Source organism: Stenotrophomonas sp. I18B00994 (assembly GCF_014145825.1).
Lineage (GTDB): Bacteria > Pseudomonadota > Gammaproteobacteria > Xanthomonadales > Xanthomonadaceae > Stenotrophomonas > Stenotrophomonas maltophilia.
Genome location: NZ_JACIUW010000006.1, coordinates 34,832 through 47,185 on the forward strand (window position 1 = coordinate 34,832; position 12,354 = coordinate 47,185).

Sequence of the window (12,354 nt, forward strand, 5' to 3'; positions counted from 1 at the left end):
TCCCTCTGATGCCCACCTTAGCAGCGGCCGAGGGGTTGTCAACAACTTTTCAGCGGGGAAATCGCCAGCCACATCAATGGCTTGCACCAACCTTTAGAGAATTGTTCAAGGCTTATCCACAAGTTGCTGATCCGTCTCAATTTTTGAGATTGAACGGAAGTTCAGGGCTGTGGACAAGGCGTGAAACATCGCCCGCGCATTCATCCGGAACCGGCCGGAAACGCCGCCGGACTGCGCAAACGATGCACAATGAGGCCATGTGCCTGCTCGCTCTTGGCTGGATGCACCACCCGCGCTGGCGGCTGGTGATGACCGGCAACCGTGATGAGTTCCACGCCCGCCCGACCGCGGCGCTGGCCCCCTGGCAGGATGAGACCTCCGTCATCGGAGGGCGCGACCTGCGCTCCGGCGGTGGCTGGGCCGGCGTCGGCGCCGGCGGCCGCATGGCCGTGGTCACCAATGTCCGTGATCCGCTGGCCGCACAGACCGGCCCGTCCCGGGGTGCACTGGTGGCCGACTTCCTGCGCGGCCGCGACCCCGCCGCCGTGCATATCGACCGGCTGGCCACCGTGGCGGGCGCGTATGCGCCCTTCAACCTGCTGCTGGCCGATGGCGACAGCCTGGAGTACCTCGGCAACCACCCCGCCGAGCGCCAGAGCCTGGGCCCGGGCGTGCATGGCATGTCCAACGGCGCGCTGGACGCGCCCTGGCCGAAGACCCGACGGCTGATGGACGCGCTGTCTGCGTGGCTGCAGGCCGGCGATGAGGATCTGGCCCCGCTCTGGGCCGCGCTGGCCGACGAACATCGCCCCGCCGACAGCGACCTGCCCGACACCGGCATCGGCCTGGAACGCGAGCGCTGGCTGAGCCCGGCGTTCATCCGTGGCGACGATTACGGCACCCGCGCCAGCACCGTGCTGCTGATCGACGCCGAGGGCCACGGCGAGATCCACGAGCGCCGCTTTGGCCCGCAGGGCGCAGCCAACGGACAGAGCCACGTCATTTTCTGACCGGGTAATGCCGGCCGCTGGCCGGCAACCTCCGGATCTTCGGGCAGGCCACGCAGCTGCCGGCCAGCGGCCGGCACTACCTGCTCCAGGACTGCCAACGGCGTCATTCAGCTTCCCGGCGCAGCGCCTTCTCGCCCGCGCCACAGGGCCTGCGCCGCTGAGGTCATCCCACTGTGCCCCTTTTGCGTCTCGCACTGTGTCTATAAATGCCGCCCGCAACCTCCCAAGGTGCTCATGCCCGGCGCCATGCCGCGCGATCCACATCCACATGGAGGCCCCATGCGCCGTACCCTCATCCTGCTCGCCACCCACCTGCTCACCCTCGGCCTGGGCTTCGGCCTGGGCATCTACCTGCTGCCGATCCTGATCGCTCCCGATGACCCGCCGGTCGCGAAGGTGCAGGCGGCGATGGGCGACGCCCGCTACCACACCACCTTCCGTCGCGACCTCAAGGGCAGCGACGCGGTGCACTGGGCCGAAGGCAACGTCAGCGTCAGCGCCCGCCAGGTCGCGTTCGACGGCAAGATGGGCCCGGGGCCGGACTACAAGGTCTACCTGGTCCGCGACTTTGTCGACAACAAGGCCGATTTCCTGAAGATCAAGGCGCAGGCCCAGCGCATCGGCGAGGTGAAGACGTTCAACCGCTTCCTGGTGGAGGTGCCTGCGAACGTGGACGTGGACGACTACACCACCGTGGTGGTGTGGTGTGAACGGTTCGAGCAGTTCATCTCCGCCGGGCAGTACCGTACGCCGGGTTGAAGACCGCGCGACGTCGAGGTAGTGACGGCCGCTGGCCGGTATTCTGTCCGCCGCTGCTGGCAGCGTGAAGCTGCCGGCCAGCGGCCGGCACTACCGATGCGCGGTTCACGCATATGGAAGCACGCATGTAGAAGAAAGAGGCGGAGCCGGCCGATAAGCCGGGTTCTGTCGTGGACAGTCATTCCTCTAGGCGTTACGTCACCGCAACGCTCAAGCAACCTACCCGGATCCAACGCGGGCCGCGCCAAAGGATCCCTATTTGGTCTTGCTCCAGGTGGGGTTTGCCGTGCCGGTCTGTTGCCAGACTCGCGGTGCGCTCTTACCGCACCATTTCACCCTTACCGGCCTTCCGAAGAAGACGTAGGCGGTATCTTTCTGTTGCACTTTCCGTCGGCTTGCGCCGCCCAGGCGTTACCTGGCACCTTGCCCTATGGAGCCCGGACTTTCCTCGGCACCCCCGAAGGGATGACGCGACTGTCTGGCCGGCTCCGCCAGCGCACATTCTAGCCTACGCGCGCCCTTCCTGCCGTGCTGATCGCGGCATCCGGTTCATCCATCCACGCATGGCGTGGATCTACCGATTCCGCTGCTCTGGTGGGTGCGGATTCCGCTCTGGTGGGTGCGGACCTTGGTCCGCACGATCCATCAACTGCCGTACAACGCCTTGCGCGGTGCACCGGTCAACTCTGCCGCCAGCTTCGCCGCAGTCGACGGCGGCAGATGCTCGCTCAGCTTGGCGTAGACGCGGCGGCCATGCGCCAGCTGCGCTTCTTCATCGTCGCCAGCGCCCTGCACCATCACCACGAACTCGCCCTTGCGCTGGTTTTCGTCAGCTTCCACCTTCGCCAGCAGTCCGGCCAGGTCGCCATCGAGCACGGTCTCGAACAGCTTGGTCAGCTCACGCGCCAGCACCGCAGGGCGTTCGCCGCCGAAGATCGCCGCCATGTCCGCCAGCGACTCGGCGATGCGATGCGAGGATTCGTAGAACACCATCGTGCGTACTTCACCGGCCAGCGCCTGCAGGCGGTCGCGGCGGCCGCTGGCCTTGGCCGGCAGGAAACCCTCGAAGCTGAAGCGGTCACTGGGCAGGCCGGCCACGCTCAGCGCGGCGATGGCGGCACAGGCGCCGGGAATCGGGCTGACCTTGATGCCCGCCGCACGCGCGGCACGCACCAGACGGAAACCGGGGTCACTGACCAGCGGGGTGCCAGCATCGCTGACCAGCGCCAGCGATTCGCCGGCTTGCAGGCGCGACACCAAGCGCTGGGCCAGGGCCTCTTCATTGTGTTCGTGCAGGGCCACCAATGGCTGCTGGATGCCGAAATGGGAAAGCAGCTGGCCACTGCGGCGGGTGTCTTCGGCACAGATGGCCGCCACCGAGCGCAGCACCTCCTGCGCGCGCGGGCTCAGATCGGCCAGGTTGCCGATCGGGGTGGCGACGACGTACAGGGTTGGCACACTCATTTCAGCGGTACTCACGGGGCAAGGGTAGAATCGTAGCGTGTACCCGGCCAAGGCCGCTGCCCTCATCGCATGGACCCGATCATGAACAAGCCCGCCGCACGGATCTCCGCCCTGTCGCTGTCGTTGATGCTGCTGGCCGGCTGTGCCACCACCAGCTTGACCAGCGCGCCCGAATCGCCGGCCCAGAGCCAGGCGCTGGCGCTGATCGACCAGGGCAAGCCGCGCGACGCCGCACTGCAGTTGGAAGGCCTTGCTGCCACCCTGCGCGGCGGAGCCCGCACCAATGCCCTGGCCGATGCGGCCTGGGCCTGGCACCTGGCCGGCGACAGCGCCCGCGCGCGCAGCCTGCTGGGTCAGCTCACCGCCCGCCAGCTGACCGGCGCCAGCCTGCAGCGCTACCAGTTGACCGGTGCCGAGCTGGCGCTGGCCGACAAGCAGCCGGGGCAGGCCCTGGCCCTGCTGAAGGACCACGGCGACAACGTGCTGCCGGCACTGCGGACGCGCTGGTATCTGGCCCGCGCCACTGCGCTGCAGGGCACCGGCGATGCCTTCGGCGCCGCCACCGAACGTGCCCGCGCCCATGCCAGCCTGACCGGCAGTGCGCGCAGCGAGAACCAGGCCGCCATCGCCGGCCTGCTCGGTACCCTCGACGACGCCACCCTGCGCAGTCGTGCCGCCGCCCTGCCGGCCAACGACCCGCTGTACAACTTCGCCGGCCGCGCACTGATCGCACGCGGCCTGCCGCTGCCGCGACCGTTCGACCGCGATGGCGCCACCCAGTTCGACACCAGCAAGCGCCCGCCGGCGATGAGCGACGGTTACCGCCCGCCGGCCAAGCTGGCCGTGCTGCTGCCGCTCAGCGGCCGCCTGGCCACCGCCGCGCAGCCGGTGCGCGATGGCCTGCTGGCCGCGTACTACGGCGAGACCCGCCGCCGCCCGGACATCAACTTCATCGACACCGCCGGTACCCCGGCCGGTGCCCTCGCCGCCTATGACAAGGCCGTGGCCTCCGGTGCCGACTTCGTGGTCGGCCCGCTGGGCCGCGACGAAGTGGATGCGGTGTACGGCCGTAAGCAGCTGCAGGTGCCGGTGCTGGCGCTGAACCGTGGCAAGGATGCGCCGCCGGCCGGCAGCGCCGGTTTCTCGCTGGCACCGGAAGATGACGGCATCGTCGCCGCTGAATACCTGCGTGGTCGCGAGCGCGGCAAGGCGCTGGTGATCAACAGCGCCGACGATACCGGCCGCCGTGCCGCCGCCGCCTTCGCCCAGCGCTTCGCCCAGCGTGGCGGCCAGGTGGTGGCCACCATCGGCGTCAGCGATGCAGTCGGCGATGTCGGTGCGCAGGTGCGCAATGCCGGCCAGGTCGATGCCGTGTTCCTCGCCGTGCGTGCGCCGCAGGCGCGCCTGCTGGCACCGCAGCTGGCGCTGGCCGGTGCCGGCGGCGCCACCCGCGTCGGCACCTCGCAACTGACCATCGGCAGCGGCAAGGTGGAAGAAGACGTGGCGCTGGACGGCATCGTCTACCCGAACGAAGCCTGGAACGTGCGCAGCGTGTCGGGCCTGCCGTCGGCCAGCCAGGTCGCCAGCACCCTGCCCAGCGCACGCGGTGCAGCCGGCCGCCTGTTCGCTTTCGGCGCCGATGCCTGGAAGATCACTGCCTATCTGGACAAGCTGTCCAACGAAGGCGGCCTGGACGGTGCCACCGGCACCCTGTTCCTGGACAGCAACGGCAACATCCTGCGCCAGCCGGCCTGGTCCACCTTCAATGGCGGCCGGCCGATGCCGATCGCCGGTGGTCGCTGAGCGCAGCCAACGGGGCTCGGCGGTGGAAGCCGCCGCCGAGCAGCATCTGCAACAGGCGGGACTGCAGCCGCGTGCGCGCAACGTGCGCTATCGCGGCGGTGAACTGGACCTTGTGATGGACGATGCCGGCACCGTGGTGTTCGTGGAAGTGCGCTATCGCGCGCGATCGGATTTCGGTGGCGGTGCCGCTTCGGTGGATGTGCGCAAGTGCCGACGCCTGGCGCACGCCGCGCAGCTGTACCTGCAGGACAACCCGGCGCTGGCCGATGCACCCTGCCGTTTTGATGTGGTCGACGCCACCGGCGAGCCGCCGCAGCTGCGGTGGCTGCGTGATGCGTTCCGGCTGGATGATTGCTGATGGGTACCGTCCGCTCTGGTAGAGGCCGACCCTGGTCGGCGCTTCTGTGCCAACCAAGGTTGGCACCTGCCAGCGCGCAGCCAGGCCGGCACGACCACGGTGTGTGACTGATGCCTTCGATCATCACCCATGCTGCCGTGCCGCTGGCGCTGTGGTGCGCCGCTGATCGCGGCCGCATCCCGCCGCACCTGCTGGCGGCCGGCGTGATTGCAGCGATGCTGCCCGATGCCGATGTACTGGCCTTCGCGCTGCACATTCCCTACGCCGATGCGTTCGGCCATCGCGGCGCCAGCCATTCGCTGCTGTTTGCCGGCATGCTGGCGGCATTGGCCGCGGTGCCGGCGTTCTTTGGTAACCGCCGATCTTGGTCGGCACCACACAGGCCCGGTAGTCGCCGACCTTGGTCGGCGGTTTCGTGCCAACCAAGGTTGGCACCTACCTGGGCGCGGCCAACGGTGGCATCTACCGTGCAGGCGGCAGTGTTCGTCTTCATCTGCGCTGCCAGCCACCCGCTGCTGGATGCGATGACCTCGGGCGGCCTCGGCGTGGCCCTCGCCTGGCCCTGGAGCGAACAACGCTTCTTCGCGCCGTGGCGACCGATCCGCGTTTCACCGTTCGCCCCACAGTTCTTCAGCGCGCGCGGCCTGGCCACCCTGCTGTCGGAACTGCGCTGGGTGTGGCTGCCACTGGCTGGCGCCGTTGTCACCTGGAAACTGATCCAACCCGCTCCTGCTGCCCCACGAGATCCGTCATGAGTCCTGCCCTGCCTGCAGCCCTGGTTGCCGAACTGTCCGCCCTGCTGGGTGCCGATGGCTGGCGCATGGATGACAACGCGCTGGAGGCGAACGCGCAAGACAACTCGTGGCGCCACCAGCGCCCCGCTGCCGTCGCGCTGCCCGCCAGCATCGAACAGGTGCAGGCGTTGGTGCGTGCCTGCCGCGCGTATGGCGTGGTTCTGGTCGCACGTGGCGCCGGCACTGGCACCACCGGCGCAGCCGTGCCGCTGCCCGGCAGCATCGTGCTGTCGTTCACCCGCATGGACCGCATCGTCGAGATCCGCGCCGGCGATCGCTGCGCGGTGGTGCAACCGGGCGTGCTCAATGGCGCCCTGCAGCAGGCACTGGCCCCGCACGGCCTCTTCTGGGCACCGGACCCGTCCAGTGCGGAGATCTGCAGCGTCGGCGGCAACCTGGCCTGCAATGCGGGCGGCCCGCGCGCGGTAAAGTACGGCACCAGCCGCGACAACGTACTGGGCCTGGTGGCGGTGACCGGCACCGGTGAGGTGATCCGCTGCGGTGGTGCCTACACCAAGGACGCCACCGGCTACGACCTCACCCATCTGCTGGTGGGCAGCGAAGGCACGCTGGCACTGATCGTGGAAGCCACGCTGAAACTGACCCCGCTGCCGGTCAGCCAGGCCGGCCTGCGCGTGCTGTACCGCGATGCCGATGCTGCTGCGGCCGGCGTGTCGCGGTTGATGTCGCAGCCGGTGGTACCCACCCGCCTGGAATTCATGGACGCGCGCAGCCTGGAGCTGCTGCGGCTGAATGGTGCCGATGTGCCGGAGGCAGGCGCGATGCTGCTGGTCGAGGCCGATGGTGACCACGACACCCTGCCTTATCTGCTGCAGGCACTGGCCAGTGCCGCCGAAGGCGACGGCATGATCGAGCTGGACGTGGCGATGGAGGGCCGCGCGCGCGACCAGCTGTGGGCCGCACGCAAGGCGCTGTCGCCCGCGCTGCGCAGCGTTGCGCCGGGCAAGATCAATGAAGACGTTGTGGTCCCGGTGTCGCGCATTCCGGAGCTGGTAGCCGGCGTGCAGGCACTGGCGCGTGACTACAGACTCACCATCGTCACCTTCGGCCATGCCGGCAACGGCAACCTGCACGTCAACATCCTCTACCACCCGGAGGATGCCGACGAAAACACGCGCGCGCATGCCGCGTTGCCAAAGATCTTCGAGCTGACCCTGGCATTGGGTGGCACATTGTCCGGCGAACATGGCATTGGCCTGGCCAAGCGCGATTTCATGGCACAGGCTTTCACCCCGGAAACGCTGACGGCGATGCGCGCGATCAAGGCCGCACTGGACCCGGACGGCATCCTCAACCCGGGCAAGGTGCTGCCGCCGGCATAGACCGCGCACATTCCTTCGCACTCCTGTAGAGCCGAGCCCATGCTCGGCGGCTCTTCGACCAGATCGCGATGAAGCCCGCGCTGCGCGCGCGAGCCGAGCGTGGGCTCGGCTCTACAACCACGTGTCGTTCACCCTCACACTCCTGTGGAGCCGAGCCATGCTCGGCCCCGCTTCGGCCACATCGCGATGAAGCCCGCACCGCGCGCAAGCCGAGCGTGGGCTCGGCTCTACACCGGCGTGTCGCCTGCAATATCGATCAGGGTCTGCCGGAAGCTGGGCAACAGCACGCGGTTGCCATGCCCGCTCAGGTGATCGTTGTCGAAGAACAGCGGCTCCCCGTCTTTCACCGCCGAACAGGTCGTTGGCCCGCACAGCAGCGGCAGCGGATCCCACACCGTCAGCGATGGATAGCGCACCGCCAGTTCGGACAGCAACGCCATCTGCGGCGCGCGCAGCCTTTCCAGGTCGGCGCGCGGCATGCTCAGGCCACCGGCACAGGCCGGGTTGCGGCGGTTGAACCAGTCCGAACAGCGGTACGCACCGGCCTTGAACAACGGCAGCGGCGCATCCACAACCACGTGCACACCCAGCTTCTGCAAACGCCCCAGCACTCGATCGGCTTCATCGCGTGCAGCTTGTGCATGCGCGGGCGTGCGCTCGGCCAGCAGTTGACGATAGATTTCCTGTGCATCCTGCCGCCGCCAGTCGAATCCGCGCAGCTCCGGCATGCGCAAGGCCGCCAGCAGCACGATGTCACCCGGGCGTGCCTCGCGCTCGATGGTCGACAGCGTGTGCTCAATGAACTCCTGGCAATCGGCTGGACTGGCCCGCAGCAGATTGACGAAGCTGCAGCCGCCGCGATCCTGCTGGCGCACCTCCATGCCGGTCTGGCGCGCGACCATGCTGGTCATGGTGCGATACGCCGCCGCGTGCGAATCGCCGGACACGAACAGGCGCCGTCCTTCAAGCGCCGGCGCACTCACCGGCTCCAATGGGCGCCACGCGGGGTAGCGACGCGCCTGCCATGCATAGCCGTCACGGGTAACGCTCAGCGAGACCTGCTCGTGGTACTCCACGGTGGCCCAGGCACCCGCACCACACAGCGCCACCACCGGCAACGCCATCGCCAGCACCTTGGCCGGTGCCAGGCGCAGCAGCGGCGCCGCACTGCGCAGCGGACGCTCGATGAAGTGATACGACGCAGCTGATACCGCCAGCAGCAACACCGGGTACAGCCACAGCGCGGCACCGTGCAGGCCGTAGGTCCAGCGCAGCAGCACCAGCAGCGGCCAATGCCACAGGTACAGCGAATAGGACAACCGGCCCAGGTAGGCCAGCGGTGCGCAGCCCAGCGCGCGGGCGAGGCGCGATGTCCCCGGCGCCGACACGCTTGCCAACAGCAGCAGGGTACCGGCCACGGTGGCCAGCACACCCGGCACCGGCATCGCCAGCTGCGGGGCGATCACCACGCCTGCGGCCAGCAGCGTCAGGCCGGCCGCTGCAACCGCACCACCGTTCTGGCCCGGCGTACGAGTACGCATCCACTGGTACAGCAGCGCGCCCGCAGCCAGCTCCCAGAACCGCGCCGGCAGCAGATAGAACGCTGCCGCTGGTGCCGTCTGCGCCTGCCAGCCCGCCCACGCCAGCGACAGCACGGTGAGCCCCGGCAACAGCCAACGCGACCACGGCCAGCGCTCACGCCCGCGCAGCCAGACGAAGAACAGCAGCGGGAAGACCAGGTAGAACTGCTCCTCCACGCCCAGCGTCCACGTGTGCAGGAACGGGTTGAGTTCGGCGCCGGGTGAGAAGTAATCGTCCTGCTGGCCAGCCAGCACGATGTTGCTGAAGCCGACCAGCGCGGCCCAGCCGGTCTGGTCGAACTGTTCATTGCGCCACGCACGGGGAATGAACAGCGCAGACAGTATGAAGGTGGCCACCAGCATGACCAGCAGCGCCGGCAACAGGCGCAGCACGCGGCGCCGGTAGAAGTCGAGCAGCATCGCGCCCAGTGACGCATGGACGCGTGTGGCCAACGACTGGCTGATCACAAAGCCGGAGATCACGAAAAACAGGTCCACACCGGTGAAGCCACCCGGTAACCAGGCTGCGTTGGTGTGAAACAGGATGACGGCCAGCACCGCCAATGCACGCAGGCCATCGATGGCAACGTTGTGGGAACGTTCGGGAGCAGACATGCGGGTGACCGGCAGCGAGCGATCCGGCAGCATCGCCACCGTTTGCGCAGTCATTCAATGGACGATCGCGACAGGGCGGGACATGGTTCAGCTCCGGTCCCAGTTCGCCCCTGCGGGAATGTCGTAATCACCACACTGACGGCGCGCCGCACGTCTGCAACGTTTTCGAATTTCCAATCTTTCTCATTGGCATACGTGGCACTGCATGCAAATCATCTAGCGCCACCGACAACGGGTGGCACGGGCTTCCAATCCCGTTAGGTTGATGTGTTGGTTACGCTTGCCTGCCGGCGCCGCTCTTTCCTTGTTGGGTGGCGTCGGCAGGCATTCTGTCCGCGCTTACATGGCGGGCGGTGCGTGGGGGCCTCGTGCCCGCCGGCGCTTCTACATCGACCTCCGGTATTGGAACCACGCACCGTCCGCCACCCTCGCTGTTAAGCAGGGTGGCCCCTTACTGCTTGCACAGGGACGCCGCCATGACCGATTCCCCCTACCCGCACCTGTTCGCCACCTTGGGCGAGGCCGCCACGCGCCTGCCCGATGACCTGGCCCGCACGCTGGAAGACACCTTCGTCGCGCTGCAGAGCGGTAACAGTGCCGGGGCCATTACCCTGCAGGCCTGCCTGCAGCACATCCGCCAGGGCGACGCCGCCGATGGCCAACCATGGCCCGGCAACAACCGCACGCCCGGGCAGCGCCTGGCCCTGGCGCGCATCGACCGCGCCAATGCGGGGCTGAGTTTCCTGCTGGAACTGCTGCACGCCACCGAACGCGTCCGCGTGGACGGGGATATCGACCAGCACATGGATGACGGCGCGCGCGAAGGGCTGCTGCTGGCCTGCCGTGGGCTGGCCGAGTACGTGGATGTGCAGCTGCGGGCGGCGTGAGCATCCGACGAAGAGAAGTGCGGGTGAGCGCTCAGTTCAGTTGCACGCTGCGCGCAATTGCAACGATTCCGATGGCTCATCATCACAGGAGCACCAATGGTGCGCACTTCTTTTCAGGGAGTGTTTCGATGCACAAGATGATGGTTCCGCTCACCCGCTATGCGCAGTTCACTGGCCGCGCAGGCCGCAGCGAATTCTGGTGGTTCCAGTTGTTCATCATGATCATTTCGATCCCGCTGTATCTGCTGAGCTTCTATGCCGGCTACAGCGGTTCGCAGCGCCTGGCGCTGGTCGTCACCGGCCTGGGCGTAGTGATGTGGCTGGCATTCGTGTTGCCGTCCATCGCGGCCACCATCCGCCGCCTGCACGATACCGATCGTTCGGGCTGGTGGTTGTTGCTGGGGTTCGTGCCGTTCGTCAGCCTGGTGCTGCTGGTGTTTCTGCTGCTGCCCGGCACGCCGGGTGGCAACCGCTTCGGTGCGCCGGTTCCACACGTGTAACCAGCCCGCGTTGGTAGGTGTCGACCTTGGTCGGCACGGCGTTGCCACCGGCTGCTGACACCTCTGTGCCAACCAAGGTTGGCACCTACCAGAGCAACATCGATGTGCTTCACTTGGGGTCAGATCCCTTTGCGGCGCAAAGGGATCTGACCCCACCCCGAAGGTTGACCCAGCAGGGCAGTACCGCTGCTGCTACGCGAAGTGCTGGTAGCCGCCGTCGGCGGCTTCGCCGTCCACGTGTACGCCCTGCCCTTCGGCAATACGGCCGATGCGGGTGAGCGGCACGTCCAGCGATTCGGCCAGGTAGTGCAGCGCGTCGCGCTGGTCGGCGGCGGCGGTGAAGCACAGCTCGTAGTCGTCGCCCCCGCGCAGTGCGCAGTCGCGTGCGGCCTCACGACCGAGCAGTTCACGCAGTGCGTGCGAGATCGGCAGCGAATCGGCATCCACATGCGCGGCCACGTTGCTGCGTGTGGCGATATGACCGAGGTCGGCCAGCAGGCCGTCGGATACATCCACCGCCGCGTGCGCGAAGGCCCGCAGGCGCAGGCCGAGGGTGACGCGCGGCGTCGGCCGCAGCAGTCGCAGGCGCAGGCTTTCGTAGTCGGCCAGCAGCGTGGCGGTGGTTACGCTCAGCGCACCCTGCTGCCACAGCCGCAGCGCACCGGCGGCATCGCCCAGCGTGCCGCTCACCCAGATGTCATCACCCACCCGCGCGCGGTCGCGGCGCAGCGCCTGGCCACGCCCGACCTGGCCCATCGCGGTGACCGACAGCGAGAGCGGGCCGCGCGTGGTGTCACCACCGATCAGCGCGATGTCGTGCTGGTCGGCCAGGGCGAAGAAGCCATCGGCAAAAGCCTCGATCCAGTCTTCAGACGCTTCCGGCAGCGACAGCGCCAGCGTGCACCACGCCGGGCGCGCGCCCATCGCGGCGAGGTCTGACAGATTGACCGCCAGGGTCTTCCAGCCGATGTCGAAGGCCGGGGTTTCCACCGGGAAGTGCACGCCGCTATTGAGCGTATCGGCGGTGACCACCAGTTGCTCGTTGGCACGCGGCTGCAGCAGCGCGGCGTCGTCACCGATGCCGAGCAGGATGTCGTCGCGCTCGAGGGTGCGGGCGCGGATGCGGTCGATGAGGGCGAATTCGGCCAGGGACATGGGGCGTTCCCGCTGTTGTACGTGCCGCGCAGGGCGCGGTGGGCGGTAGTGCCGGCCGCTGGCCGGCAACCTCAGGATCCCTGCAG

Annotated in this window: 11 protein-coding genes and 1 other RNA gene; 8 read left to right on the forward strand and 4 right to left on the reverse strand. The window is 68.0% G+C overall.

The annotated features are described in order from the left end of the window. Positions 1-257: 257 nt before the first annotated feature. Positions 258-1,010: an NRDE family protein gene (locus H4O10_RS08195; protein WP_033834460.1), complete on the forward strand. Its 753-nt coding sequence runs from the start codon at positions 258-260 to the stop codon at positions 1,008-1,010. 279 nt (positions 1,011-1,289) lie between these two features. Beyond that, the gene (locus H4O10_RS08200) at positions 1,290-1,769 is read left to right on the forward strand and encodes a DM13 domain-containing protein (protein ID WP_005412238.1); all 480 of its coding nucleotides are present in this window, start codon (positions 1,290-1,292) and stop codon (positions 1,767-1,769) included. Positions 1,770-1,907: 138 nt separating this feature from the next. Here the strand turns inward: H4O10_RS08200 and rnpB are convergent. Together rnpB and rsmI are read right to left on the reverse strand one after the other, a co-directional pair. Beyond that, an RNA gene (rnpB, locus tag H4O10_RS08205) (RNase P RNA component class A) lies at positions 1,908-2,259 on the reverse strand. 155 nt (positions 2,260-2,414) lie between these two features. Beyond that, entirely contained in the window at positions 2,415-3,233 is an 819-nt protein-coding gene (rsmI, locus tag H4O10_RS08210) for a 16S rRNA (cytidine(1402)-2'-O)-methyltransferase (protein ID WP_005412235.1), read from the reverse strand. Positions 3,234-3,314: 81 nt separating this feature from the next. On the opposite strand from rsmI, the gene H4O10_RS08215 reads away from it, so the two are divergent. The 4 genes from H4O10_RS08215 (at position 3,315) to H4O10_RS08230 (ending at position 7,531) form a co-directional block, all read left to right on the forward strand. Further along, a complete protein-coding gene (locus H4O10_RS08215; RefSeq protein WP_049454881.1) occupies positions 3,315-5,036 on the forward strand; it encodes a penicillin-binding protein activator in 1,722 nt (573 codons plus the stop codon). After that, positions 5,026-5,394, forward strand: a complete 369-nt coding sequence (locus H4O10_RS08220) for a YraN family protein (RefSeq protein ID WP_174842129.1) — start codon at positions 5,026-5,028, stop codon at positions 5,392-5,394. Before H4O10_RS08215 ends, H4O10_RS08220 begins: the two co-directional genes overlap by 11 nt. A 110-nt stretch (positions 5,395-5,504) precedes the next feature. Next, positions 5,505-6,149: a metal-dependent hydrolase gene (locus H4O10_RS08225; RefSeq protein ID WP_049402372.1), complete on the forward strand. Its 645-nt coding sequence runs from the start codon at positions 5,505-5,507 to the stop codon at positions 6,147-6,149. After that, entirely contained in the window at positions 6,146-7,531 is a 1,386-nt protein-coding gene (locus H4O10_RS08230; RefSeq protein ID WP_049454873.1) for an FAD-linked oxidase C-terminal domain-containing protein, read from the forward strand. The genes H4O10_RS08225 and H4O10_RS08230 overlap by 4 nt, the downstream gene beginning before the upstream one ends. Positions 7,532-7,758: 227 nt before the next feature. Here the strand turns inward: H4O10_RS08230 and H4O10_RS08235 are convergent, their stop codons facing one another. After that, a complete protein-coding gene (locus tag H4O10_RS08235) occupies positions 7,759-9,780 on the reverse strand; it encodes an acyltransferase family protein (RefSeq protein WP_049454875.1) in 2,022 nt (673 codons plus the stop codon). 422 nt (positions 9,781-10,202) lie between these two features. On the opposite strand from H4O10_RS08235, the gene H4O10_RS08240 reads away from it, so the two are divergent. Then, positions 10,203-10,613, forward strand: a complete 411-nt coding sequence (locus H4O10_RS08240) for a hypothetical protein (RefSeq protein WP_033834710.1) — start codon at positions 10,203-10,205, stop codon at positions 10,611-10,613. A gap of 128 nt (positions 10,614-10,741) precedes the next feature. Then, on the forward strand, positions 10,742-11,113 hold the full coding sequence (locus tag H4O10_RS08245) for a DUF805 domain-containing protein (protein WP_033834709.1): 372 nt from the start codon (positions 10,742-10,744) through the stop codon (positions 11,111-11,113). Positions 11,114-11,305: 192 nt separating this feature from the next. On the opposite strand, the gene thiL is transcribed toward H4O10_RS08245, so the two are convergent. Next, positions 11,306-12,268, reverse strand: coding sequence for a thiamine-phosphate kinase (thiL, locus tag H4O10_RS08250; RefSeq protein WP_065426826.1), 963 nt, complete (start codon positions 12,266-12,268; stop codon positions 11,306-11,308). Between the last annotated feature and the right edge of the window lie 86 nt (positions 12,269-12,354).